This window comes from Streptomyces kanasensis (assembly GCF_043077165.1).
Lineage (GTDB): Bacteria > Actinomycetota > Actinomycetes > Streptomycetales > Streptomycetaceae > Streptomyces > Streptomyces changanensis.
Genome location: NZ_JBIBSF010000002.1, coordinates 637547 through 662722, shown reverse-complemented (window position 1 = coordinate 662722; position 25176 = coordinate 637547). Strand labels below are relative to the sequence as shown.

Below are 25176 nucleotides of genomic sequence, written 5' to 3'. Positions count from 1 at the left end.
CCGTCGTCGGCTGGGGGTCTTTTCGCTGGTGGGCGCGGACGGTTTCGAACCGCCGACATCTGCTTTGTAAGAGCAGCGCTCTACCCCTGAGCTACGCACCCGTGGAGTGAGGCAACAGCGTACATCGCGCACCGGTGGGGTTCGCAAACCGTTGCGGGGGCTGGCCCCACCCCCGGGCGGTGGGCCGCCGGATCGTGGGCGGGTGGGGCCGGCCGTACCGTGAGGGCGTTGTCGGTGGTCGTTTCCGGGGGAGTCGTCGTGGTCGCAGATCGTGTTCGTCGTCGTACCGTCCGCGCGTTGCTGGTGGTGTGTCTCGCGGTCGGGGTCGCCGGCTGCGGGGGTGTCGACGTGGCGGGGGCGCCGGTGGAGCGGAAGGCGTTCCCGTTCGACGGGGCGACGCTGACCGTGGACGCCGGGGACTCCGACGTGGAGCTGGTGCCGGCCGACGTGGCGGACGTCGAGGTGGCGCGGCAGGTCGACGGGTGGGTCGTGGCCGGGAACGGGCCCGAGGCGAGCTGGCGCATGGACGACGGAACGCTCATCCTGCGCGTCCGGTGCGAGGCGCTCGTCGAGAACTGCGGGGCCCGCCACGAGGTGAAGGTCCCGCGCGGCGTGGCCGTGACGCTCCGGGGGGACAACGGGACCGTCACCGCCGACGGCTTCACCGCGGCGCTCACCCTGCGCACCGACAACGGCGACCTGGCCGTACGGGACGCCCGCGGGCCGCTCGATCTGCACACCGACAACGGCACCCTCCGCGTCGAGGGCGCCGCGTCGAAGGCCGTGACCGCGCGCAGCGAGAACGGCGACGTCCACCTCGGTCTGCGCGCCGCGCCGGACCGGGTCGAGGGGCGCAGCGAGAACGGTGGGGTCGTCGTCGAGCTGCCGGCGGGCTCCGGGGCGTACGCCGTGGACGCCGGCAGCGACAACGGTGACGTCCGCGCCGACGTGCCCCGGGACCCGGCGAGCCCCCGCGCCGTCACCGCGCGCAGCGAGAACGGCGACGTGACGGTCCGCACGGCGAACTGATCCGCTCTCCCGTTCGTCGTACCTGGTGGGAGAATGAACCGGGTCGGTTCGGACACGCGCGGTACGGGGAGCGAATGTGACGGGGACAGGCACACGGCGGTACACGAACGATGTGCTCGCCCTCGTGTTGCTGCCCCTGTCGCTGCTGGTCGCCGCCTCGGCGGCGAGCTTCGCCGGGGGTGGCGGGGGCGGCGCGGGCGGCACGCGGCGCTGGTTCGGCGGTGGGCGCGCCGAGAGCCAGCGGGCCGACGCGCAGGCCGCGAAGGACGACGCGGCGGCCGCGTTCTACGAGCTGGACACCGCGCAGCGGGGCCTGCGGATCTCCATCGAGACGATCGCCGCCGTGGACGCCTCGCCCGCCGCGCGCCGGGTCGCCGACGAGTTCGCCGCGCTCGGGCGGCGCATCGACGAGGTGAGCCACGCGTACATCCAGGCCGTCGACGGTTACGACCTGGACCGGGTCGACCTGGAGGGTTCCGTCGCCGTGCGGGCCCGCGCCGATCTGACGCGGGCCAAGGAGGAGCTGGTCCGGGTCAAGGGCGAGCTGGAGCGGTTCGAGCAGGGGCTCGCGCCGCTCCTCGACACGGCCGAGACGCAGCTGGCGCGGCTGGCCCCGGCGGTCGAGCGGGCGCGTGCCGCGCTGCGCGCCGCCGGTGACGCCCTCGACGGCGTACGCGGCCGGGGTCTGCGCGCCGACGACGCGGCGGCCCGGCTCGCCGCCCTCGCGCCCGAGCTGACCCGGCTCAACGAGGGCGCCGGCAGGCACGGCGTCGCGGAGACCCTGGAGCGCGCCGACCGGGTGCTGCGCGAGGCGGAGGCGGTACGGGCGGAGGTCGAGCGGCTGCCGGAGCGGGCCGCCGAGACGGACCGGCGCCTGGTGTCGCTGCGGACGCGCGCCGAGGCCCTGGCGCACCGGGCCACCTCGGTGGAGCCGGTACTGAGCGAGCTGCGCCGCCGTTACAGCGCGGCGTGCTGGCAGGACCTCCAGACGGTGCCCGCGCAGGCCGCCGAGAGCGTGGGGCGGGCGCAGGCGAAGCTCGCCGAGGCGGCGCGGGCGCGGGAGGAGCAGCGTTGGCCCGACGCGACGGCCCTGCTCGGCACGGTGCGGGCCCTGCTCAACGCCACCGACGAGGCCGTGTCCGCCGCCGGCGACCGGCTGCGGCGGCTCGACGCCGTGTCGAAGGACCCCCAGCAGGAGATCGAGCGCACCCGGTTCACGATCCGCGATGCGCAGCGGCTCGCGATGGAGGGGCGCCACACGCCGGACCCCCGGCACGCCGGGCCGCTCGACGACGCGGTCGCCCGTCTGGAGCGGGCCGTCGGCGGGCTGGAGGAGCGGCACCCCGACTACTGGCACTTCCTGATCGAGACGGACGCGGTACGGGCGGCGGTCGGGCGGGTCGTGGAACGGATCCGCGAGGAGCGGGGCGGGGGCGCGGGCGGCGCCTGACCGATGCCTGACCGCGCCTGTCGCGGGCCCGCCCCAGGGGCCGACCGATGCCCGACCCGGGTTTGTTCCCGGCCCGGGCCGATCCGACGCCGGACCGGGGCCTGTCCCGCGCGCGCCTGCAGCAGGGCGCCGACCTGGGTGAGCGGCGCCCGGTGCGCGGCGTAGGGGCGGCCGTTGACGGTGGCGTGCCCGCTGGTGGGGGCGTCGAGGCCGAGGATCATGCGCAGGGTGGCGGACTTGCCGGCGCCGTTGGGCCCGAGGAAGCCGGTGACGGTGCCCGGGACAGGCCCCGGCCCGATGCACGACCGGGGCCTGTCCCGGGCCCGACCGGAGCCTGATCGGCCTCCCGGCTCGGCTCCGGCCGCGCGGTCCGATCGCCCGGCCCGCTGCCTGCCCCGACTGCCGGGCCACCGGCTGCTCCGACTGCCGCCACCGGCTGCTCCGACTGCTGCCACCGGCTGCCGGGCCCGGCGGCCAGGTCCCGGCTGTGCAAGGCCGTCACCGCACGCGGCGGCCCCGCGTCCCGGGCGGTACGCCCCGGAGCCGTACCGGGTCGCCGCGCGCGAGCCGTACCGGGTCGCCGCGCGGCCGTGCCGGGGCGGGGGCCCGGCCGATAACCTGTGCGCATGCCTCGCTACGAGTACCGCTGCCGCACCTGCGGCGACACCTTCGAACTGAGCCGCCCCATGGCGGAATCCTCCGCCCCCGCCGACTGCCCCGCCGGGCACGACGACACGGTCAAGCTGCTGTCGACGGTCGCGGTCGGCGGTACGGCGGCGTCCGCACCCGCTCGTCCCGCAGGCGGCGGCGGTGGCGGGGGGTGTTGCGGAGGCGGCTGCTGCGGCTGACCGGCCACCGGCCACCGGCCACCGTTTCCGGCAGGGCTCCCGCCGGAAACGGTGGCCCTACGCCGTAACGCCGGACCCGCCGCCACGCCGTGATACCCGCCTCGGACGGTGATGCGCCGGGGCCGGCCTCGTCAGGCCGCCGCGCGGACCGGGCGGGCCGCCGCCAGGAACCGGCGCAGGATCTCCTCCCCCGCCGCGACGCCCCGGTCGGCGAGGACCTCGACGTTCCCGGCGCGCCAGCCGGTGTCCGCCAGCTCGCCGTGGCTCGGCCGCCACGCGCGGTCGGCGGCGAGCAGCAGGTCCGCGTCGAGGAGCGAGTCGCCCGCCGCGAGGACCGTGGCGGCCCCGGTACGGCGGGCCACCTCCCGTACCGCGGCGCTCTTCGTCAGCGGCTTCGGCACGGCGTACACCTTCCGTCCCTGCAGGGAGACCGTCCAGCCGCGGCCCTCCGCCCACGCGGCCAGCTCCGCGAGCCAGCCGTCCGGCAGCAGGGCGCGCTCCACGACGAGGTACGCGAAGAGGTCCTCCGCGACGCGCTCCTTGAGCAACCAGGCGGGGTCGGCGGCGGCGAGCAGGTGCGCCCGCACCTCCGCCAGGGAGGCGCACTCGTCGGCGAGGCGGGCCGCGACGGTCGCCCGCCAGTCCGGGTCGGACTCGCCGTCGACGAGCAGGTGGCCGCCGTTCGCGCAGATCGCGTACCGGGGTTCCGGGCAGGGCAGCCGGATGCGCCGGTACTGCTCGCGGGTGCGGGTGGTCACCGGCGTGAACGTGGCGGAGCGGGCGAGTTCGGCCAGCAGCTCGGCGGCCGTCTCGGTGACGTACGACAGCGGTTTGCCCTGGTACACCTCGACGCAGAGCAGGCGGGGGGCCTCCGCGTCGGGGGCGGTGAGGGCGAGCGCCGCCGTCGAGTAGATCAGCGTGCGGTCGAGGTCGCTGGCGACCAGCGTGGGCCGGGCGGTGGTCACGGCGCGGTCACCGCCGCCCGGCCGTCGGCGCCGGTCGCGCCCCGCGTGTACTGCGGGTGGATCAGCCCGACGCAGGTGTACGGCAGGCCGTCCACCTCCTCCACCGGTACGCCGCGCTGCTCGGCGAGCAGCCGTACGTGGTCCAGGTCGGGGCCGGCGCCGCGTCGGGCGAGGACCTTCCACGGGACGCGGCGCAGCAGGACGCGGGTGGTCTCGCCGACGCCGGGCTTGACGAGGTTGACGTCGTGGATGCCGTACTCCTCGCTGATCCGCTCGACGGCCGCCCATCCCTCCCAGGTGGGGGTGCGGTCGGCGGCCAGGAGCCGGGCGGCGTCCGCGGCGACGGCCCCGGCGACCTCGTCGAAGCGGTCCGCGACCGCGTCGAGGAACGCGACGGAGACGTCCGTGTCCGCCAGTTCCCGGTAGTACTTCGCGCCGTGGTAGTCGTGCGGGCCGACGAGGTCGGCGCGCAGGACGGTGCGCGAGACGAGGCCGGAGACGGTGGAGTTGAGGCAGGCGGAGGGGATCAGGAAGTCCTCGCGGGTGCCGTAGGTGCGGACGCACGAGCCGGGGTCGGCCAGGACGGCGATCTCCGGGTCGAAGTCCGGGAAGTCGGCGAGGGCCGCCGCCAGCTCGCGGGTGATCGCCCCCTTGCCGGTCCAGCCGTCGACGAAGACGACGTCCCGCGGGTCGTGGTGGGCGCGCAGCCAGCGCAGCGCGTTGGTGTCGATGCCGCGGCCCCGGACGATGGACACGGCGTAGTGCGGCACGTCCAGCCCGTGCCGGTGGCGTGCCCAGCGGCGCATCAGCACGCCGACGGGGGTGCCGGCCCGGGCGAGGGAGACCAGCACGGGGCGCGGGGACCGTTCGGCGAGCACGGTCTCGGTGACCACGCCCACCGCGTGGGCGATCCGGGCGGCGGAGCCGTCGAGGGCGGTGTGGAACAGCTTCTGGTACCGGTCGCTGGGCTGGTACTCGACGGGCAGGGACTCCGCGTAGTGGGCGCCGCCGCTCTGGATGGCCTCTTCGCGCTCCTCGGTCGGCGCCTCGAGCTCGACGTCCGACAGGTCCTGGAGGAGCCAGCCGACCTCCTCGGGGGCGTAGGAGGAGAACGCGGGTCCGCGCAGGGGGTCGGGCAGCATGCCCGCTCCTTCCGGTACGTACGAGGGGACGGCGGCGAGCACGACGCGCGGAACGTGCGCGGCGAGCTGCGCCGGCAGGCCGTCCGGGGCGTGGAGCGGCGGGGTGTCGCCGGTCGAGTCGACGACGAGGGCGACGGCGTCGAAGCCGGCGCCCGCGACGTTGTAGGCGTAGCGGTCGCCCGGCCCGTCGGCGGGGTCGTCGTGGGCGGGGAAGACCAGGCGGGTGCGGATGGCGTAGCCGGGGTCGTCCACCGCGAGGACGGGCGAGCGGGTGGTCGTCGAGAACCGCACGTCGGCGTGGGGGGCGAGGTCTTCCAGGGCGGCGGCCAGGGCGAGGGGGGCGTACATGAGCTCCTCGCTGCCCAGGACGAGGACGCGGGGGCGGCGCCCCCCGGACCCCGCGGGAGCGACCGGCCCGGGCGCCGGGGCGTCGGTGCGGATCGCGGACGGGGGCACGGCCGCACCGGACACCGACCGGGGCCTGGCCGCACCGGGCACGGATCCGGACGCCGGCGCCGCGGGCAGGTCGAGGGCCGCGGCCAGGCGGGCCGCCATCGCCGGGAGCGCCGCGTCGAGACGGGCCCGGTGCGCGGGGGTGAAGCCGTGGCGGCCGCCGTCGGGGAGCCCGGCCGGCCAGCCGAGGTCCACCCGCCGTACGGCGCCCGTGTCGCCGGAGACGACGGGCGCGGGCACCGTGTGGGCGGCCACGAGGGCGCGGCCCTTCTCCAGGACGCCCTCGGGCAGTCGTACCGTTCCCGCGGCGAGCGCGACCAGGTCGACGCGGGCGCCGATCTCCTCGGCGAACTCCGCCAGCCGGCCCTGGTCCGCGTCCGACCGCATGTCGACGAGCGCCACGATGACGTACCGGTCACGCGGGTACCGCTCGTGCAGCGCCCGCACGGTGTTGAGCACGGTGTTGCCGGTCGAGAACTCGTCGTCCACCAGCACCAGCGGCCCCGCCCCGGCGAGCAGCCCGGGGTCCTCGGGGAGGAGGAGGTGCGAGGTGTGGTGGGAGTGCGACTCCTCGAAGCCTGCCGCCCGGGCCACCCCGGGTACGGGACGGCGCGTGGAGTGCAGGTACGGGGCGTGCGCCAGCCCGTCGGCGACGCAGTGGCCGAGGCCGGTCGCGGTCTCCGCGTACCCGACGACGACCGCCCGCCGCGCCTCCGCGTCGCCCAGCAGCGCGCGGACGCGGCGCCCCAGCTCGTGGCCGGTGCTCCGGACCACCGCCGGGCTCTGCGGCACGTGCTTGCCGAGCACCGAGGAGACGAGGAGGTGCGCCCGCTTGGGGTTGTCCCGCAGGGCGAGCCCCAGCAGGCCGCGCAGTCCCTCGTCGTCGCCCCGCCGTGCGGCGAGCTCGACCCCGAGTCTCTCGGCGACCCATGTCCCGGTCCACACCGCGCTGTGAATGACGTGCCTCTTCTCTGTCGGGTACCGGTGGCCGGTGGCCGGTTCGGGAGCCCCGGCCGGTTCGGCAGCCCCGGCCGGTTCGGGGACGCCCGCCGGTCCGGGGACGCCCGCCGGTCCGGGGACGCCCGCCGGCCGGGGCGGCGCGCCGCTCACGGTACCGTCAGGCCCGCGGCGAGCAGTTCGACGAACCCCACGTCTGCCTTGGCCACGCCGAACACCTCGGCGCGCCGGAGGGTCCGCTCCGCCCAGGCGCGGTGCGGCTTCACCTCGTTCATCTTGTTCGTGTAGGCGGAGCGCATGACCCCGCCGCCGGTGCGCTCCGGGCGCAGGATGTCCCGGGCGTCGCTGTACTCCTCGTGGCTCACCACGGACAGGGCGTGCACCGGCTGCACGTGGGAGGGGTGGATGCAGGTCTTGCCGAGCAGGCCGTTGGCCCGGTCGAGCTCGATCTCCCGCAGCAGACCGTCCAGGTCGTGCTCGATGAGCGCCGTGCGCAGGGCGTCGGCGCGGCCCTCGGTGAAGGGGCTGCGCCGCAGCATCGGTTTGAACATCCGCTCCTGGAGCCGGAAGTACTCCCAGACCGGTCCGGTGATGGTGAAGCCGGAGCCGTCCGCGCGGCCCAGCACGTTGACGACGTCGGCGATGACGTGCGCGACGACCTGCACGTCGTACGCGGTCATGTCGGGGGTGCGGCGCAGCCCGTACGCGGAGCAGAAGTCGGTCACGCCGAGCCGGAGCGCGAGGACGCGGTCCCGGTAGGCGGTGACCGAGCGGGCTATCCCGGCGAGGGTGTCGGCGCGGGTCTCCAGGTGCAGGAGGTCCGGGGACTCCAGGACCGGCATCGCGTACAGCGGGCGGCCGCCGAGGGCGTCCGCAGTGCCGGGCTCCTTCTCGGTCGCCGCGATGGCCTCCAGGAAGGGCGTACCGCGCTTCTCGGTGAACTTCGGCAGTACGAATCCGGACAGCAGCCGTACCGCCGGTCCGAGCCGGCGGGCGAGGTCCGGTATCTGCTCGGGCTCGCGGACGCGGACGAAGAGCAACGGCAGCTCGCCGGGCCTCGCGGCCAGGTCGGTGAACTGGCGGACGAGGTTCTCCTCGGCGCGCTCGACGTCGGCGTCGGCGATGGAGTCCTCCAGGCAGACCACCATCGACACGACACCCCGTCCGACCTGCTTCTTCACGTCGTCGGCGAGCGCCGGGCGGGTGGCGGGGCTGTAGAGGGTGGCGCCGAGGGCGGACGCCAGGACACGGGCGGGTGACCCGCTGTCGAAGGCGCAGGGCTCCCGGTGGAACAGCCTGGCCCGAGCAGCAGGCGAGATGTGCCCGAAATGACGCATGCGGTTTCCCCGTACTGCCGTGGTGTTGTGCGTGGTGTTCTGCCGTGGTGTTCTGCCCCGCGGCGCCGATGACATGTGGCCGGTAATAGTACGTAAGGACAAGTGTCGCCGGTTCCCTGTCGATGTGAACGCCGGGTGACGTCGCGATGCCCTCCGGGTGCCGCTCCCTGTCGCGGCCCGGTGCGTGCCCGTGCCGCGGCGGACCGGGTGCCTCCGCGCCGCGGCGCGGGGCGCGCCATGCCGGGGAACGGCCCCCGCGTTGTCCCCCGGGCGGGTGGCCAGGCAGGATGACGGGCATGACGCACGAGATGCCGAAGGGCTCGAACGTCCCGCTCGACGCCGCGGCCGTACGGGCCGTACTGTGCTGGACCCCTGGCCAGGGGGTCCCCGACGTGGACGCCTCGGCCCTGCTGCTCGGCCCGGACGGGCGGGTGCGTTCCGACGAGGACTTCGTCTTCTACAACCAGCCGCGGCACCCGTCGGGCCTGGTCCGGCGCCTGCCGAAGAAGCGGGTGGAGGACGGGCTCACCGACACGGTCGAGGCGGACCTGGCGACGCTCGACGCGTCGGTGGACCAGGTGGTGATCGCGGCATCATCGGACGGCGCCTCGTTCGAGCACGTTCCCGACCTGCGGATCCTCCTCTTCGACGCGGCCGCGGGCGAGGGCGCCGAGGCGCTGGCGTCGTTCCGCGTGCGGCCGGAGACGGGCGAGGAGACGGCCATCATCTGCGGCGAGGTGTACCGCCGCGGCGAGGGGTGGAAGTTCCGCGCGGTCGGACAGGGCTACCCGACGGGTCTGATCGGGCTGGCCACGGCGTTCGGCATCTCCGTCGAGGAGGAGGAAGGCGACGGCGCGGACGCGGACGCGGCTGAAGGTGCCGGGGGCCCGTCGGACGGGCCGTCCCCCGACCTGCCGTCGGACCCGACCGGCCCGGCGTCGGACCCGACCGGCCCCGCGTCGGACGCCTCGGATCTCCCGCCGGCACCGCGCGCGAACCCCGACGACGCGACCCAGGCCATGCCGGCCCCGCCGCGTCCCTCCGGTACCCCCGGGTCCGCCGCGCCGGCCCCGGGCGGTGCCGTGCCCGGCTTCCCCGGTGCCACGGGGGCGCCCGCGCTGGGCGTCGTACCTCCGCCGCCACCCGTGCCGCCCTCGTACGGCTACCCGCAGCCGTCCTACGGGTACCCGCGGCCCGACGCGGCCCAGCCGTCGTACGGGTACCCGCAGCCCGGCGGCGCGGGGCAGCCGGCGTACGGCTATCCGCACCCGACGGGCGCGGCGGCCCACCCGGGCGCGGGGGCCGCGCCACCCATCCCGGACCCCGAATTCCGGCTGCCGCCCATGGGGCCGCAGTTCCAGCGCCCCTGACGCCCGGGGCGCCGCGGCCGGTCGGGCGGGGACGTCACGCCTTGCCCGCCTTGAAACCGCGGCCCCACTGCATGCCCCAGCCGTACATCCGGTCCAGCTCGCCCTGGAAGCCGTAGACGAACTTGACCTCCCGCCGCACCACGAGCTCGCCCTTGACGTTCTCCAGCAGGAAGACGGCGCAGGAGCGGGCCTCGGGGGCGCGCTCGTCGAGCTCGATCTCGATCCTCGGGCCGTTGCTCGGGTAGAGCGTCATGGTGGCGTGCGTGCGGTCGAAGGCGGGGGTCTGGTCGTAGATGTAGACGAAGAACAGCAGGCGCTTGATGTCGTCGCGGTGATCGAGGTTGACGAAGATCGTCTCGCCGGAGGGTGAGCCGAACCGGTCGTCGCCGCTCAACTTCACGTACGGCGGGTCGTTGAGGTCGCCGAAGAAGCCGCCGAGGGGCTGGACGACGCCCCTGGCGCCGTTGCTCAACTCGTACAGGCACCCGATGTCGAGGTCGACGGTGGCCACGCCCTGCGTGTGGGCCTGGACGGGCTCGGGCTGGAAGAACCGCAGCGGGTGCCGCAGCAGCCGGCCGCTCCGCCGGGACCGGCCGTCGAGATCCGACGTCCGCATCTTCCAGGAGAGGTTGACGCGGAGGTTGCCGGTCGCGGCGCCCTGTTTGGTGAGCGAGACCGACGGGCGGCGCCGCGTGAGGTCGATCGCGTTGGTGACGGCGCTGCCCGAGTCGAACTGCGCCGTCCTGTTCGGTACCAGGTTGTCCCAGAAGGCCATGCCCCACCCCCACGGTGTTCGGATGCGCGCGCGGGGCGGCCGGGAGCACCCGGCCGCCCCGCTGAGAAGCGTTCCGCATCACCGGGGTGGTCACACCCCGGTCTCATGCAGTGGTCGTCACACTCCGGACGGGACCCCGGACTTCTCCCCGGCCCCCTCCGCGTCCGTGAGCCGCTTGTTGCGGCGGACGGAGGAAAGGAAGGAGGCGGCGATGAGGAAGACGCCGATGAAGCCGGTGATGAGCTCGCTGATCTCGTGCTGGATGGTGATCAGCAGGATCACGGCGAGGGCGCCGATGGCGTAGTGCGCGCCGTGCTCCAGGTAGACGTAGTCGTCCAGCGTGCCCTGGCGGACCAGGTAGACGGTGAGCGACCGGACGTACATGGCGCCGATGCCGAGGCCGAGCGCCATCCAGAAGATGTGGTTCGTGATGGCGAAGGCGCCGATGACACCGTCGAAGGAGAACGACGCGTCGAGGACCTCCAGGTACAGGAAGAGGAAGAAGGCCGCCTTGCCGGCGAGGCCGACCGCGGACACCGGCTTGCCGGCGCGCTTGGCCTGCTCCTCCTCCTCGTGCTCGCGCTCCTCCTCTTCCTCCAGCTTGTCCTCGAAGTAGCCGGAGAGGCCGCCGACGACCAGGTACGTGATCAGACCGGCGACACCGGAGAGCAGCACCGTGGCCGACTTGTCGACGTGCCCGGTGCTGGTGTGGGCCTCGGTGGCGAAGGTGATGGCGGTGAGCAGGAGGACGATCAGCGCGATGCAGACGGACAGCATGTCGACCTTGCCGAGCTTGGCGAGCGGGCGCTCAAGCCACGCCAGCCACTTGTGCTCGCGCTCCTCGAAGATGAAGTCGAGGAAGATCATCAGCAGGAACATGCCGCCGAAGGCGGCGATGGCCGCGTGGGCGTCGGTGACGAGGTCTTCGTACTGCTTCGGCTGGTCGAGAGCCAGCTGAACGGCCTCGATGGGGCCGACCTTGGCACTGATCGCGACGATGACGACCGGGAAGACCAGCCGCATGCCGAACACCGCGATCAGGATGCCGATCGTCAGGAAGATCTTCTGCCAGAAGGCGTTCATCTTCTTGAGGATTCCGGCGTTGACGACCGCGTTGTCGAAGGACAGGGAGATCTCGAGGATGGACAGGATCAGTACGATCCCGAACGCCTCCCACCCCCACTGCCAGGCGGCGAAAGCAAGGCCGAGCGCCGTGACGGCGAACGACCAGCCGAAGGTTTTCAGAACCACTGACTACCCAATCATGTTGGGGGTCCCCCCGGGCGAATCCTGCGGGAGGGGCTCCTCCACGCCGAGTGCGCCGGGTCGTGAACGAACCCTGAGACGAGCTTTAGGAAACATTGACCCCGAAGTCTAGAGCGATGCCCCGGAGGCCGGACGCATACCCCTGACCCACGGCCCGGAACTTCCATTCCCCGCCGTAGCGGTAGAGCTCACCGAAGATCATCGCGGTCTCCGTGGAGGCGTCCTCGCTCAGGTCGTAGCGCGCGAGCTCCTGGCCGTCGGCCTGATTGACGACCCGGATGAAGGCGTTGCTGACCTGGCCGAACGTCTGACCGCGGTTGTCCGCGTCGTGGATCGAGACCGGAAAGACGATCTTGTCGCAGTGGAGCGGTACCTGGCTGAGGTCCACGATGAGCGACTCGTCGTCGCCGTCGCCCTCACCGGTGAGGTTGTCGCCGGTGTGCTGCACGGATCCGTCGGGGCTGACGAGGTTGTTGTAGAAGATGAACCACTCGTCGCCGAGGACCCTGCCGGACTGGCAGAGCAGCGCGCTGGCGTCGAGGTCGAAGGGCGCTCCCGTGGTGGAGCGCGCGTCCCAGCCGAGTCCGACCAGCACCTGCGTCAGATTGGGTGCGGCCTTGGAGAGGGAGACGTTGCCTCCCTTGGCGAGCGTGACGCCCATGACGATGATCCTCCCCGGTGACGTACTGCGTGTGGTGCGTCGTGTGCCGCGCGGTGCCCGTGTGACGTGCGGCGTGTGCAGGGGCAGGTCCGGCGCCGCACCCGGTGGCGCGGCGCCGGACGGAGCTCCGGTACGGCTCAGACGTTCACGCCGAAGTCCTGCGCGATGCCGCGCAGGCCCGAGGCGTAGCCCTGGCCGATGGCGCGGAACTTCCACTCCGCGCCGTGGCGGTACAGCTCTCCGAAGACCATGGCGGTCTCCGTCGAGGCGTCCTCGCTCAGGTCGTAACGGGCGAGCTCGTCGTTGTTCGCCTGGTTCACCACGCGGATGAAGGCGTTGCGCACCTGGCCGAAGGACTGCTGGCGGTTCTCGGCGTCGTAGATCGAGACCGGGAAGACGATCTTGTCCACGTCGGCGGGCACCGACGCGAGGTTGACCTTGATCTGCTCGTCGTCGCCCTCGCCCTCACCCGTGAGGTTGTCGCCGGTGTGCTCGACGGAGCCGTCCGGGCTCTTCAGGTTGTTGAAGAAGACGAAGTTGCCGTCGCTGGCGACCTTGCCCTGGTCGTTCAGCAGCAGAGCGCTCGCGTCCAGGTCGAAGTCCGTACCGGTGGTGGTGCGGACGTCCCAGCCGAGGCCGACCGTGACCGCGGTCAGGTTGGGCGCGGCCTTGGTCAGCGAGACGTTCCCGCCCTTGCTGAGGCTGACTCCCACGAGTCCCTCCATTGGTTTCCAGGGGCAGCGCCCCCGTCGTGCGTTGGCATCGGATCAACGAGTGGATCCTAGTGACCGGTTCCCGCCGTGAGCAGGCCTTTGGACCGATGAATCGGCGGCGGCGGGCGCACCCACGGACGATCATGCGGCTACGGGGGCCCCGGCTGACACGATGGCCACCCGGCGCCCCTCGGGCCTCATCGACCTCAGAGCTCGCCGAGGGCCTTGATGTAGTCGTCGATGTCCCGCGCGTCCGGCAGGCCGTTGACGACGGTCCAGCGCACGACGCCGTCCTTGTCGATGATGAAGGTGCCGCGGACGGCGCAGCCCTTCTCCTCGTCGAAGACGCCGTACGCCCGGGAGACCTCGCCGTGCGGCCAGAAGTCCGAGAGCAGCGGGTACTCCAGGCCCTCCTGCTCGGCGAAGACGCGCAGGGTGTGGATGGAGTCGTTGGAGACGGCCAGCAGCTGGGTGTCCTCGTTGACGAAGCGCGGCAGCTGGTCACGGAGCGCGCACAGTTCCCCCGTGCAGACCCCCGTGAAGGCGAACGGGTAGAAGAGGAGCACGACGTTCTTCTCGCCGCGGAAGTCGCCGAGACGCACGGTGCGTCCGTGGTTGTCCTTCAGTTCGAAGTCCGGGGCCTTCGTGCCGACCTCGATCGCCATGTGAACGCATCCCTTCGGTGGGCGGATCGCTGGGGACCCACCCTACGCAACAAGGCCCCCGCCGATCGCTCGGCGGGGGCCCCTCGACTCTGGGAGCCGGCGGTCAGCGCTTCGACTTCGCCGCCTTCGGGCTGACCAGGCGAGTGCCGACCCAGTCCTTGCCCGCGTTGATGCTCCGGGTCTGCGACAGGCCCGCGGTCTGCGCGGCCTCGTTGATGTCGCTGGGCTCGATGTAGCCGTCACGACCGGTCTTGGGCGTCATCAGCCAGATCTGGCCGCCCTCCTCGATCAGGCCGATGGCGTCGACCAGTGCGTCCGTGAGGTCGCCGTCGTCGTCGCGGAACCACAGCACCACGGCGTCTGCGACGTCGTCGTAGTCCTCGTCGACGAGTTCCTGGCCGATGACAGCCTCGATGTCCTCACGGAGCTCCTGCTCGACATCGTCGTCGTAGCCGATCTCCTGGACCACCTGTCCGGGCTCGAACCCCAGCCTTGCGGCTGGGTTGGTCCGCTCCTCCGCGTGGTCCGCGGTCGCGCTCACGGCTTGCCTCCTGATCATGGGTGGAAAAGTACTCGGGCCGCGCGCGTGCGCGTGGCATTGGGCGTAGTCCACACGTGCTGGACGGATCGCGCAAGTACCCGGCGACCTAGACCGCCGAAACGGTGACTTTTGGGGCCGTCTTGCCGCAACTCCGGGTACCCACCCTCTCCGCCTTCTGACACACACCACACCTCTTGACCCACTTTAGGGGGTTGTATGACGCGGGTGCCCCTCGGGGGCGTGGACCAGGGCCGGCGCCCGCACCCGGCTGCGTGTGCGGACGGCCGGAGGGTGCCGGTTACCCCAGGGTAGAGATGACGGGCGCGCCCACGGGGTACACGATGGTGGCGACGCCGACCGCAGAGCCGACATCCCGACCGCAATCCAGTCCTCACGGCACCTCCCGTGACCACCTCGAACAGCGAAGGAACAGCGTGGCTTCCGGATCCGATCGCAACCCGATCATCATTGGCGGCCTTCCCAGCCAGGTCCCGGACTTCGATCCGGAAGAGACCCAGGAATGGCTCGACTCCCTCGACGCCGCCGTCGACGAGCGGGGGCGCGAGAGGGCTCGCTACCTCATGCTCCGCCTCATCGAGCGCGCCCGCGAGAAGCGCGTGGCCGTGCCCGAGATGCGCAGCTCGGACTACGTCAACACGATCGCCACCAAGGACGAGCCGTTCTTCCCCGGCAATGAGGAGATCGAGCGCCGGATCCTCAACGCCACGCGCTGGAACGCGGCCGTCATGGTCTCCCGCGCGCAGCGCCCCGGCATCGGTGTCGGCGGGCACATCGCCACCTTCGCCTCGTCGGCCTCCCTGTACGACGTGGGCTTCAACCACTTCTTCCGGGGCAAGGACGAGGGCGACGGCGGCGACCAGATCTTCTTCCAGGGGCACGCCTCGCCCGGCATCTACGCCCGGGCGTTCCTGCTGGACCGGTTGAGCGAGCCGCAGCTGGACGGCTTCCGCCAGGAGCGGTCGAAGTACCCGAACGGCCTGTCGTCGTATCCGCACCCCCGGCTGATGCCGGACTTCTGGGAGTTCCCGACCGTTTCGATGGGCCTCGGCCCGCTGGGCGCGATCTACCAGGCGCGGATGAACCGCTACATGGAGGCGCGCGGCATCGCCGACACGTCGCGGTCGCACGTGTGGGCGTTCCTCGGCGACGGCGAGATGGACGAGCCGGAGTCGCTGGGCCAGCTCACCATCGCCGCCCGCGAGGGGCTGGACAACCTCACCTTCGTCGTCAACTGCAACCTGCAGCGCCTGGACGGCCCGGTCCGCGGCAACGGGAAGATCATCCAGGAGTTGGAGTCGGTCTTCCGCGGCGCCGGCTGGAACGTGATCAAGCTGATCTGGGACCGCTCCTGGGACCCGCTGCTGGCGCAGGACCGGGACGGGACCCTGGTCAACAAGATGAACACGACGCCCGACGGGCAGTTCCAGACGTACGCCACCGAGACCGGCGGCTACATCCGGGAGCACTTCTTCGGCGACGACCACCGGTTGCGCGCGATGGTCGAGGGGATGAGCGACCAGCAGCTGCTGCACCTGGGGCGCGGCGGGCACGACCACCGGAAGATCTACGCGGCGTACGCGGCGGCCAAGGCCCACAAGGGCCAGCCGACGGTGATCCTGGCGCAGACGGTCAAGGGCTGGACCCTCGGCCCCAATTTCGAGGGCCGCAACGCCACCCACCAGATGAAGAAGCTGACGGTGGACGACCTCAAGCGCTTCCGCGACCGGCTGCACCTGCCGATCCCGGACAGTCGGCTGGACTCCGGCCTCCCGCCGTACTTCCACCCGGGGCGCGACTCGGAGGAGATCCAGTACATGCATGACCGCCGCAAGGCGCTGGGCGGGTACGTCCCGACCCGTGTCGTGCGGTCGCGGCCGCTGGCGCTGCCGGAGGACAAGACGTACGCGGCGGTGAAGAAGGGGTCCGGTCAGCAGTCCATCGCCACGACGATGGCGTTCGTACGGCTGCTGAAGGACCTGATGCGGGACAAGGAGATCGGCAAGCGGTTCGTGCTGATCGCGCCGGACGAGTACCGCACGTTCGGCATGGACTCGTTCTTCCCGAGCGCCAAGATCTACAACCCGCTGGGCCAGCAGTACGAGGCGGTCGACCGGGAGCTGCTGCTCGCCTACAAGGAGTCGCCGACCGGTCAGATGCTGCACGACGGCATCTCCGAGGCGGGGTGCACCGCCTCGCTGATCGCCGCCGGCTCCGCCTACGCGACGCACGGCGAGCCGCTCATCCCGGTCTACGTCTTCTACTCGATGTTCGGTTTCCAGCGGACCGGTGACCAGTTCTGGCAGATGGCCGACCAGCTGGCGCGCGGTTTCGTCCTCGGTGCGACCGCCGGCCGCACGACGCTGACCGGTGAGGGCCTGCAACACGCGGACGGCCACTCCCAGCTCCTGGCCTCGACGAACCCGGCGTGCGTCGCGTACGACCCGGCGTTCGGGTTCGAGATCGCCCACATCGTCCAGGACGGTCTGCGGCGGATGTACGGCTCGTCGAAGGAGCACCCGCACGGCGAGGACGTCTTCTACTACCTGACCGTCTACAACGAGCCGATCCAGCACCCGGCGGAGCCGGCCGACGTGGACGTGGAGGGCATCCTCAAGGGCATCCACCGGTACCGTGCCGGGGAGTCCGGGGACGTCCCGGCGCAGATCATGGCGTCCGGCGTGGCGGTGCCCTGGGCCGTGGAGGCGCAGCGCATCCTCGCCGAGGAGTGGAACGTCCGGGCGGACGTGTGGTCGGCGACGTCGTGGAACGAGCTGCGCCGCGACGCGGTGGAGGCGGAGGAGTACAACCTCCTGCACCCGGAGGAGGAGGCCCGCGTCCCGTTCGTGACGCGGAAGCTCTCGGGCGCCGAGGGGCCCTTCGTGGCCGTCTCCGACTGGATGCGCTCGGTCCCCGACCAGATCTCCCGGTGGGTGCCCGGCCCGTACAACTCGCTCGGGGCGGACGGCTTCGGCTTCGCCGACACCCGTGGCGCGGCCCGCCGCTACTTCCACATCGACGCGCAGTCGATCGTGCTGGCGGTGCTCACGGAGCTGGCGCGGCAGGGCAAGGTGGACCGCTCGGCGCTGAAGCAGGCGGTGGACCGCTACCAGCTGCTCGACGTGTCGGCGGCCGACCCGGGCCCGGAGGGCGGCGACGCCTGACAGGCGGTACGGACGGTACGGCGGCCGGTGGGCCGGGCGCGACGGCGTCCGGGCCGCCGGCCGCCGCCTACTATGCGCGGCATGAAGGAACCGACGGCGCAGGTCCGGTGGGAGCAGCGCACACAGGGACCCCTGCTCGCCCTGGCGGTGGCGTTCGGTGTCGCGTACGCGGTGTCGATCGTCGCCACGGAGGCGGGGCCGTGGGTCAACGCGGTGTGCATGGGTGTGGAGTGGGTGGTGTGGGCGGCGTTCGCCGTCGACTACGTCGTGCGGCTCCGGCTCGCTCCGTCGCGTCGGCTCTTCGTGCGCAGTCACTGGCTGGACCTCCTGGCGGTCGCGCTTCCGCTGTTCCAGCCGCTGCGGCTGCTGCGGCTGGTCTCGACGCTCCTGCTGGTGGGCCGGCGGGCCCGGATGGCCTCGCAGGTCACGCTGACGACGTACGTGGCGGGCTCCGTCGCCGGATTGTTGATGTTCGGCTCCCTCGCGGTGCTCCAGGTCGAGCGGGACGCGCCGGGTGGGAACATCCGGACGTTGGGCGACGCGGTGTGGTGGTCGTTCACGACGATGACGACCGTGGGCTACGGCGACCTCGCCCCGACCACCGGGCTCGGCCGGCTGCTGGCGGTGGGGCTGATGCTGTCGGGCATCGCGCTGCTGGGTGTGGTCACGGCGAACATCGCCGCCTGGTTCATCTCGCGCTTCGATCGGGACGACGCCGAGGAGCGCCGCATGAACGCCCTCCTGGAGGTGCTGACCCTGGAGGTGCGCGAGCTCCGCGCGGAGGTCGCCCGCCTCTCGACCGGTCTGCCCGTTCCGCCGTCCGACCCGGGCGGGGACGGCCCGGGGACCGCCCCGACGCCACGCGGCCCGGGCCCCATGCCGGTCCCGGACGCCGGAACCGGCCCGGACGCCGGGGTCAGTTCTCCCAAATCTTGAAGGCCCGCACCTGGTAGGGCGAGCGCGGCACCCACGTACCGCTGCCGGGGTAGGTCTCGAACTCGCCCGTCTCGGCGCAGGTGGCCGACTGGTACGTCGTGACGGGCCGCCCCGTGCGGTTGGCAAGCGCCCCGGCGGACGTGCCCGCCGGCAGCGCGACGCAGCTCTCGATGTCCGTCGAGGCCAGCTCGTGCGTCTGCCGCGCGCCCTTGAACTGCTCCTTGGGCCACAGGCACAGCTGCCCGCTGTCGCAGGGCCCGAGGGCGGGGGGCGCGGCGTCCGCCGGCGGCACGCACATGGAGAGCGCGGCGATGGTCACCGCACTCACTCCGAGGGCCGCGACGGTGAAGAAGGGTCGAGAGGACTGCCGAGAGGACATACGCATGTGGATCTACCCCCGCACTGATGACGCTCCGTGTTCGGTCTCGCCATAGCTTGACTCTGCGTGACGACGGTAGGGAAGGGCTGACGGTCGGGTTCACTCGGACGAGGGAACGCGCTCTCCCCGCCGCTGGGCCGATGTCGGCGAGGAGGGGGACGGAACGGCAGAGGGCGTACGCAACGGGCCCCGGCACGGATGTGCCGGGGCCCGGACGCCTCACCGCGTCACGTATCGCGTTCCCGCCCGACGACGCGAGGGGGCGTGCGCGGCGGTGCCACCTCAGATGTGGACGCCGCCCCCGCCGGCGTCCGCGTTGACGCCGCGCTTGGTCAACGTCGCGACGAAGGCCGCGACGAGCGCCACGACCCCGGCGACGGTGAAGGCGAGCCCCATGCCGGACATGAACGTGTCCTGGATGACCTTGGTGATCGCGGCAAGCACGTCCGGGGTCATCCCCGGCGCCTTGGCGAGCTCCGCCGGGACGGTGCCGAACTCCGCGGCCTGCTCGAGCTGCGGCGCGGGCGGGACCGGGATGCCGGCCTCCTTCCAGTTCTCCCCGAACTCGGAGTTGACCTTGGAGGACATCACGGCGCCGAGCACCGCCGTGCCGAGCGCGCCGCCGACCTGCATGGCAGCCTGCTGGAGGCCGCCGGCCACACCGGAGAGCTCCATCGGAGCGTTGCCCACGATGACCTCCGTCGCGCCCACCATGACCGGGGCGAGGCCGAGGCCAAGCAGGGCGAACCACAGGGACGTGGACAAAGTACCCGTCTCCGGGGTGAGCGTGAGCATGCCGAACATGGAGGCCGCGGTGAAGACCATGCCACCGACCAGCGGGATGCGCGGCCCGAACTTGGTGATGAGGGCGCCCGCCAGCGGCGAGGAGACGATCATCATCGCCGTGAGCGGCAGCAGGCGCAGGCCGCTGTCGACCGGGCTGAGGCCCTTGACGCCCTGGAGGTAGAACGTCACGAAGAACAGGCCGCCCATGAAGGCGAAGGCCATGAGGACCATGAGGACGACGCCCGCGGAGAGCGGGACGGAGCGGAACATGCCGAGAGGCACGAGCGGCTCGCGCACCTTCTGCTGCCAGAGGGCGAAGAGCCCGAAGAGGACCACCGCGCCGAGCAGGAAGCCCCACGTCTTGCCGCTGCCCCAGCCCCAGCTCTCACCGGCCTTGATGATGCCCCAGATCAGGGCGGCCATGGCGGCGGAGAGCAGCACGATGCCCACGACGTCGAAGGAGCGCGGGGCGTTCGCCGCCCGGTGGTCCTTGAGGATCACGAAGCCGAGGACGAGTGCGACCACGCCGACCGGCACGTTGATGAAGAAGACCGACTGCCAGCTGACGTGCTCGACGAGGAGACCGCCGACGATCGGGCCGCCCGCCGTGGAGGCTCCGATGACCATGCCCCAGATGCCGATGGCCATGTTGAGCTTCTCGGCCGGGAAGGTGGCGCGGAGCAGACCGAGGGCGGCGGGCATCAGCAGGGCACCGAAGAGGCCCTGGAGCACGCGGAAGCCGATGACCAGGGCGATCGAGTCCGAGAGGCCGATCGCAGCGGACGACGCCGCGAAACCGGCGATGCCTATGAGGAAGGTCTGGCGGTGGCCGAAGCGGTCGCCCAGCTTGCCGGCCGTGATCAGGGCCACGGCGAGGGCGAGCAGGTAGCCGTTGGTGATCCACTGGACGTCGGCGAGCGTCGCACCGAGGTCCCGCTGGATCGCCGGGTTGGCGATGGCCACGATGGTGCCGTCGAGCGCGACCATCATCACACCGACGGCGACACTGAACAGCGTGAGCCACGGGTGGCCCCGCAGGCCCCTGGCCGGTTCGGGCACGGGTTCCGGGTTCTGCGGAGACTTCTGGATGGTGGTCTGACCAGTCATACCGCGAGGCTAATGTCAGTCGCTGACAATTGACAAAGCAATTGGCGCGACGATAGCTGTCACGTCGCTCACAGATAGGCTGAGCTGCGAAAGAGGCGAAACGAGGACCATGAAGTGACGGTTGAGCAGCCGACCGGGACGGGCTCCGCCACGGGGTTGCGCGAGCGGAAGAAGCAGCGCACCCACGCCGCCCTGCTGCGCACCGCACTGGAACTCTTCACCACCCAGGGGTACGAGCAGACGACCGTCGACGAGATCGCCGACGCCGTGCAGGTCTCGCAGCGCACCTTCTTCCGGTACTTCGCCAGCAAGGAGGACGCCGCCTTCGCCGTCCAGCAGATGGTCGAGCGGCACTTCGTCGCGGCGCTGCGCGACCGCCCGGCGACGGAGGGCCCGTTCGACGCCCTGCGCAACTCCGTCCTCGAGGCGTGGGACACCATCGGCGAGGCGATCACGGAGGTCGTCCCCGTCGAGGTGTACCTGCGCATGCTCCACGTGATCGAGTCGACGCCACCGCTGCTCGCCGTCCACCTGCGGCGCTCCTTCGAGATGGAGGAGTACATCGCCCGGCTCATCGCGGAGCGGGAGGGGCTGGACGTCGACACCGACCCCCGTCCGCGCGTCGCCGTCGCCGCCTTCAGCGGCGTCATGCGCGTGACGGGACAGTTGTGGGTGCAGGGCCGGGAGACCACCTTGGAGGCGATGCGCGCCCTGACCGCGGACTACCTCGACCACATCGGTCCGGCGCTCGCGGGAGACTGGCGCGAAACCGCCGCGCAGGCGGCGCGCACCGGCACGGAGGGCACGGACGCCCGGTGACCGCACCGCGGCGGCCGACCCGCGCCGCGTGACGCGGACCAGCAGCAGGACGAGGCCTTCCCCGAAAAACCGTTTCGAACCGTGATGTGTGTCACTCAGGTTCCGAGCCCCGCTGCTCGTCTCCTAGGGTGTCTCGTAGTGACTCCTCCTCTCGCCTTCCGCCGACTCACCGGCTGGCGCACCGTGCTCGCCCTTTCGGTGGTCTTCGTCCTCCTCGCGACGACCGGCTGGACCAGCGGCAAACGCCCGCGCGGTGCGCCCCGGGACACCTGGGCCGCCGCGACGGCGGCGTGGCGCACCGACCGGCTCGACGGTCGGGCCCTGCCGGAGCCGACCGCCCCGCCGGCGGCGGTCGCGGCGTTCTTCGCCGCACTGCGCCCCGCGCAGCGGACCCGACTCGCCGACGGGCACCCCCTCATCGTGGGGAACCTCGACGGAGCGCCGGTGGCCCTGCGCTACCGGGCCAACCGGATCACGCTCCGCCACGCCCTCGCCGCCGAGCGCGTCCGCGTCGGCGACCGGGGCCTCTCGACCGAAGGACACCGCGAGGCCGTCCGCAGGGCACACCGGTTCGAGGCGCTGCTGTCCCGGGACCGGCAGGTCCTCGCGTTCGACCCGTCGGGGCAGGGCCGGGTCGCGGAGGTCTTCGGCGACCTGGTGCGCGCGGAGCGGATATCCGTCGTCGTCCCGGGCGTGGACACCAATCTGCTGACGTATCAGAGGACGGCCCGCAGGTACACGGCTCCGTACGGCATGGCCGAGTCGCTCCACGCCGCCGAACGCGAGGCGGCGCCCGGCGTCCGCACCGCCGTCATCGCGTGGGCCGACTACACCGCCCCGAGCGGTGTCGGCGTGGACGCGGCGACCGGCCGGCTCGCGGCGAGCGGTGCCCTGCGGCTCGTGGCGCTCGCCGAGGCGCTGCCCGGCTCGTCGCGGGTCTCGCTGTTCTGCCACAGCTACGGCTCGGTGGTGTGCGGCCTCGCGGCGCGCCGACTGCCCGGCCGGGTGACCGACATCGCGGTCGCCGGCAGCCCGGGCATGCGGGCCGAGACCGCCGCCGCGCTCGACACCGGGGCCCGGGTGTGGGCCATGCGGGACGCCGACGACTGGATCGCCGACGTGCCTTACCTGGACGTCGGCGGGCTGGGGCACGGCACCGACCCGGTGGCCCCCGAGTTCGGCGCGAGACTGCTGTCCGCCACCGGCGCCGCGGGTCACGGCGGGTACTTCCTGCCCGGCACGGAGAGCCTGCGCAACTTCGCGCGGATCGGGGTCGGCGCGTACGGAAGCGTCAGCTGCGCCGGCGCGGACGACGCCTGCCGCAGTGGATCCTCCGGCGCCGCTTGACTCCCACCCGCGTAGAAGTCGGACACAGTAGTCCGTTTCCGCTTCTCTTCCAGGGGCGACGCGCGGGCGCACGCCGCATACGATGAGGCGCATGGGTGATGTGCTGGCCGGAAATCATGCCACCTGGGAGTTCGAACCCGACGCCGTGCTCATCCGCTTCGAACGGGGGATCCGCGCGCCGAAGCTCTTCCAGACGCTGCGCGAAAGACGCATCCCGCACGAGGCGTTGGCGTCGGTGACGCTCGCCCCGGGCAGGCGGGGCACGGTCGTGCTCCACGCCGTGCCGCGCGCGGGCGCCGATCCGTTGATGGAAGTGGCCGGTGGCCAGCTCAAAGAGGGCTGCGACCCCTATCGGTTGGTGTTGCCCGCCGACCGCGAGACGCTCGCCGAGTACTACGCGCACGAGCTGCGCGCCTGTCTCGGCCGCGAGCGGAACGAGCCGGCCGAGCGGTTCCTGGTGACCGTCCCCGAGCCGCCCCTGCACTTCAAGGCCTACGACGGCAAGGCGTCCTTCGATGGCCGGAACGTGTCGTTCCGATGGTTCTGGACGGGCGCCTCGACCGCCAAGTGGAAAGCCGGCGACCAGACGTTCGCCGTCAGCGACCTCAGCGGTGTGGAGTGGCGGTCGCCGGACGTGCTCGACGGCTACCTGCGGCTCGTCCGACGCGGTGACGAGCCGCGCCCCGCGCAGGCCGACCAGGACCCGGCGGCGGTCGTCTTCGGCCTCGGGTACGGGCTGGTGCACGAGTCGCTGCCGTTCGCCGCCGCCGTCCTCCAGGCCGTGCGGACCACGAACGGCGCGGTACCGGTGCCGGTCCGTGTGGGCGGGCGGCGCGACCCGGCGGACATCGCGGACCGCATCAGACACCTCGGCGAGTTGCACCAGGCAGGTCTCGTGACGGACGAGGAGTTCTCGGCGAAGAAGGCCGAACTGCTGGCGGAGCTGTAGCCGGCGGGCGGGGGATCGGCGGTGCTGTCATACCGGGGTATGAGGTCGTGAACTGGCTCCCTGGTATGACGCCCCGCCGAACGGCCCCTGCCTAGGCTGGCAGGACCATGAGCACCTCCACCCCACCCCCCTCGCCGCCACGGGGCCCGCTGCCCGCCCACGTCGGGCGCGCGGCGGGGCCGCCGCCCGGCGGCCCCGTATCGGCCCTGGTCCGCGGGCGGCACTTCGCGCGGGAAGCGTCACGGGCGCTCGGCGCCGCCCTGGCGACGCCCACGGAGCCGGGGGCGCCGCTGCTCGGGCAGGCCTCGTCGCGCTGGGTGCGGCTCGTCCCGTACGTCGTCGCCCTCGCCTTCGTCGCGTCGCTGCTGCCGGTGACGGTCGTCGTCCTCATCAACGACTACGACGTGAACGGCGGCATCGCCGGCCTGCTGGCCACCGCGCAGACGGCGCCGCTGCTCATGGCGGTCTCCCGCCCCCTCCAGGCCTGGTGGATCGTCTTCGCCGCCGATGTGGTGGCCGCCCTCGCGACGCTCCACGCGGAGCTCCCGCCGAACCGACCCTGGCCGTGGACACCGATGGTCGTGGTCGGCTACCTCGCGCTGATGCTCGCCGTGGGCCTGCGCGAACAGCGGCGGACCCTGGTCGGGGTGTGGCTCGTGACGGGTGCGGTCGGGTTCGGCTTCGCCCTGTTCACCGAGAACCGCGGTGACGTCATCCACCTGATCATGTTCGTCCTCAGCGGCGCCGTCCTGCTCATAACCGGCATGCTCCGCGAGCACGGGGTGGCGCAGCGGCGGCTCGAGGAGCAGGAGACCATCAGCGAGGCGGAGCGTTCCCGCAGGACGCTGCTGGAGGAGCGGACGCGCATCGCCCGGGAGCTGCACGACGTCGTGGCCCACCACATGTCCGTGATCACCGTGCAGGCGGACTCCGCGCCCTACCGCATCCAGGGGCTGCCGGACGCGGCGCGGGAGGAGTTCTCCTCGATCGCGGCGTCCGCACGGGAGTCCCTGACCGAGATGCGGCGGCTGCTGGCGGTGCTGCGCAGCGAGAACACCGAGGGCGAGCGGGCTCCGCAGCCGGGCATCGACCGGGTGCAGCAGCTGATCGAGGCGACGATACGCACCGGACTGCCCGTGGAGCTGACGCTGGCCGCGGATGTGGGACCCGTCCCGCAGGCCGTGGACCTGTCGGCGTACCGGATAGTGCAGGAGGCCCTGGCCAACGTGGTGCGGCACGCGCCGGGCGCGCGGACCCGGGTGTCGATCTCCCGGTCCCCTAACCTGGAATGGTTGATCGTGCTGGTGGTCAACGGTCCGCCCACGGAGCCGGTTTCCCCCCTGGAGACGTCCGGCACGGGGCACGGCCTGGTCGGCATGCGGGAGCGCGTACGGTTGACCGGCGGGCGGCTCGACACCGGGCCGCTGCCTGACGGCGGATTCCGGGTGGCGGCACGGCTGCCGCTCGTCGTACCGCTGCCCTGAACGGTCAGAAGGGAC

At 72.4% G+C, this 25176-nt stretch carries 21 protein-coding genes, 1 tRNA gene and 1 pseudogene; 10 read left to right on the top strand and 13 right to left on the bottom strand.

Annotated features, from left to right (window positions below):
• Window positions 1–26: 26 nt before the first annotated feature.
• A tRNA-Val gene (locus tag ACF053_RS08105) sits at window positions 27–101 on the bottom strand.
• A gap of 202 nt (window positions 102–303) precedes the next feature.
• Between ACF053_RS08105 and ACF053_RS08100 the strand changes: the two genes are divergently transcribed.
• Both ACF053_RS08100 and ACF053_RS08095 read left to right on the top strand, forming a co-directional pair.
• Window positions 304–1029 (top strand): DUF4097 family beta strand repeat-containing protein, encoded by a 726-nt coding sequence (locus tag ACF053_RS08100; protein WP_391953214.1) that lies wholly within the window; start codon window positions 304–306, stop codon window positions 1027–1029.
• A gap of 76 nt (window positions 1030–1105) precedes the next feature.
• Window positions 1106–2479, top strand: a complete 1374-nt coding sequence (locus ACF053_RS08095; RefSeq protein WP_391953075.1) for a hypothetical protein — start codon at window positions 1106–1108, stop codon at window positions 2477–2479.
• 107 nt (window positions 2480–2586) lie between these two features.
• On the opposite strand, the pseudogene ACF053_RS08090 reads toward ACF053_RS08095, so the two are convergent.
• Window positions 2587–2778 (bottom strand): annotated as a pseudogene (locus tag ACF053_RS08090) (ATP-binding cassette domain-containing protein); the annotation flags it as partial.
• A gap of 327 nt (window positions 2779–3105) precedes the next feature.
• Here ACF053_RS08090 and ACF053_RS08085 point away from each other — a divergent pair.
• Window positions 3106–3327, top strand: a complete 222-nt coding sequence (locus ACF053_RS08085) for an FmdB family zinc ribbon protein (RefSeq protein WP_391953074.1) — start codon at window positions 3106–3108, stop codon at window positions 3325–3327.
• Between the two features lie 131 nt (window positions 3328–3458).
• Here ACF053_RS08085 and ACF053_RS08080 read toward each other — a convergent pair whose 3' ends face one another.
• The 3 genes from ACF053_RS08080 to ACF053_RS08070 all read right to left on the bottom strand — a co-directional run bounded on the left by ACF053_RS08080 (window position 3459) and on the right by ACF053_RS08070 (window position 8181).
• The gene (locus ACF053_RS08080) at window positions 3459–4292 is read right to left on the bottom strand and encodes an HAD family hydrolase (RefSeq protein WP_391953073.1); all 834 of its coding nucleotides are present in this window, start codon (window positions 4290–4292) and stop codon (window positions 3459–3461) included.
• Complete coding sequence (locus tag ACF053_RS08075) at window positions 4289–6832, bottom strand: phosphoribosyltransferase domain-containing protein (RefSeq protein WP_391953072.1); 2544 nt, start codon at window positions 6830–6832, stop codon at window positions 4289–4291. The genes ACF053_RS08080 and ACF053_RS08075 overlap by 4 nt, the downstream gene beginning before the upstream one ends.
• A gap of 161 nt (window positions 6833–6993) precedes the next feature.
• Entirely contained in the window at window positions 6994–8181 is a 1188-nt protein-coding gene (locus ACF053_RS08070; protein WP_391953071.1) for an HpcH/HpaI aldolase/citrate lyase family protein, read from the bottom strand.
• A gap of 296 nt (window positions 8182–8477) precedes the next feature.
• On the opposite strand from ACF053_RS08070, the gene ACF053_RS08065 reads away from it, so the two are divergent.
• The gene (locus ACF053_RS08065; protein ID WP_391953070.1) at window positions 8478–9551 is read left to right on the top strand and encodes a TerD family protein; all 1074 of its coding nucleotides are present in this window, start codon (window positions 8478–8480) and stop codon (window positions 9549–9551) included.
• 34 nt (window positions 9552–9585) lie between these two features.
• Here ACF053_RS08065 and ACF053_RS08060 read toward each other — a convergent pair whose 3' ends face one another.
• From ACF053_RS08060 to ACF053_RS08035, 6 genes are all read right to left on the bottom strand, one after another.
• Window positions 9586–10326, bottom strand: coding sequence for a TerD family protein (locus ACF053_RS08060; protein ID WP_058944898.1), 741 nt, complete (start codon window positions 10324–10326; stop codon window positions 9586–9588).
• 117 nt (window positions 10327–10443) lie between these two features.
• Window positions 10444–11577: a DUF475 domain-containing protein gene (locus tag ACF053_RS08055; protein ID WP_391953069.1), complete on the bottom strand. Its 1134-nt coding sequence runs from the start codon at window positions 11575–11577 to the stop codon at window positions 10444–10446.
• 100 nt (window positions 11578–11677) lie between these two features.
• Window positions 11678–12253 carry a TerD family protein gene (locus ACF053_RS08050; RefSeq protein ID WP_391953068.1) on the bottom strand — a complete coding sequence of 192 codons (576 nt, stop codon included), beginning with the start codon at window positions 12251–12253 and terminating at the stop codon, window positions 11678–11680.
• A gap of 137 nt (window positions 12254–12390) precedes the next feature.
• The gene (locus ACF053_RS08045) at window positions 12391–12966 is read right to left on the bottom strand and encodes a TerD family protein (RefSeq protein ID WP_391953067.1); all 576 of its coding nucleotides are present in this window, start codon (window positions 12964–12966) and stop codon (window positions 12391–12393) included.
• A 206-nt stretch (window positions 12967–13172) separates the two neighbouring features.
• On the bottom strand, window positions 13173–13631 hold the full coding sequence (locus ACF053_RS08040) for a peroxiredoxin (RefSeq protein WP_391953066.1): 459 nt from the start codon (window positions 13629–13631) through the stop codon (window positions 13173–13175).
• A 103-nt stretch (window positions 13632–13734) separates the two neighbouring features.
• Window positions 13735–14172: a DUF3052 domain-containing protein gene (locus ACF053_RS08035; RefSeq protein ID WP_058944894.1), complete on the bottom strand. Its 438-nt coding sequence runs from the start codon at window positions 14170–14172 to the stop codon at window positions 13735–13737.
• Window positions 14173–14606: 434 nt separating this feature from the next.
• On the opposite strand from ACF053_RS08035, the gene aceE reads away from it, so the two are divergent.
• Complete coding sequence (aceE, locus tag ACF053_RS08030) at window positions 14607–17354, top strand: pyruvate dehydrogenase (acetyl-transferring), homodimeric type (RefSeq protein WP_391953065.1); 2748 nt, start codon at window positions 14607–14609, stop codon at window positions 17352–17354.
• A gap of 81 nt (window positions 17355–17435) precedes the next feature.
• On the top strand, window positions 17436–18290 hold the full coding sequence (locus tag ACF053_RS08025) for a potassium channel family protein (protein WP_391953064.1): 855 nt from the start codon (window positions 17436–17438) through the stop codon (window positions 18288–18290).
• Here the strand turns inward: ACF053_RS08025 and ACF053_RS08020 are convergent.
• Both ACF053_RS08020 and ACF053_RS08015 read right to left on the bottom strand, forming a co-directional pair.
• Entirely contained in the window at window positions 18271–18588 is a 318-nt protein-coding gene (locus ACF053_RS08020; protein ID WP_391953213.1) for a peptidase inhibitor family I36 protein, read from the bottom strand. The genes ACF053_RS08025 and ACF053_RS08020 overlap by 20 nt on opposite strands.
• A 363-nt stretch (window positions 18589–18951) precedes the next feature.
• Entirely contained in the window at window positions 18952–20562 is a 1611-nt protein-coding gene (locus ACF053_RS08015; protein ID WP_391953063.1) for an MFS transporter, read from the bottom strand.
• A 114-nt stretch (window positions 20563–20676) separates the two neighbouring features.
• On the opposite strand from ACF053_RS08015, the gene ACF053_RS08010 reads away from it, so the two are divergent.
• The 4 genes from ACF053_RS08010 (at window position 20677) to ACF053_RS07995 (ending at window position 25161) form a co-directional block, all read left to right on the top strand.
• Window positions 20677–21381 carry a TetR/AcrR family transcriptional regulator gene (locus ACF053_RS08010; protein WP_391953062.1) on the top strand — a complete coding sequence of 235 codons (705 nt, stop codon included), beginning with the start codon at window positions 20677–20679 and terminating at the stop codon, window positions 21379–21381.
• Window positions 21382–21519: 138 nt separating this feature from the next.
• Window positions 21520–22728, top strand: a complete 1209-nt coding sequence (locus ACF053_RS08005) for an alpha/beta hydrolase (RefSeq protein WP_391953061.1) — start codon at window positions 21520–21522, stop codon at window positions 22726–22728.
• A gap of 91 nt (window positions 22729–22819) precedes the next feature.
• Entirely contained in the window at window positions 22820–23677 is an 858-nt protein-coding gene (locus tag ACF053_RS08000) for a DUF4429 domain-containing protein (protein ID WP_391953060.1), read from the top strand.
• Between the two features lie 107 nt (window positions 23678–23784).
• Window positions 23785–25161, top strand: coding sequence for a sensor histidine kinase (locus ACF053_RS07995; protein ID WP_391953059.1), 1377 nt, complete (start codon window positions 23785–23787; stop codon window positions 25159–25161).
• Window positions 25162–25176: the final 15 nt, after the last annotated feature.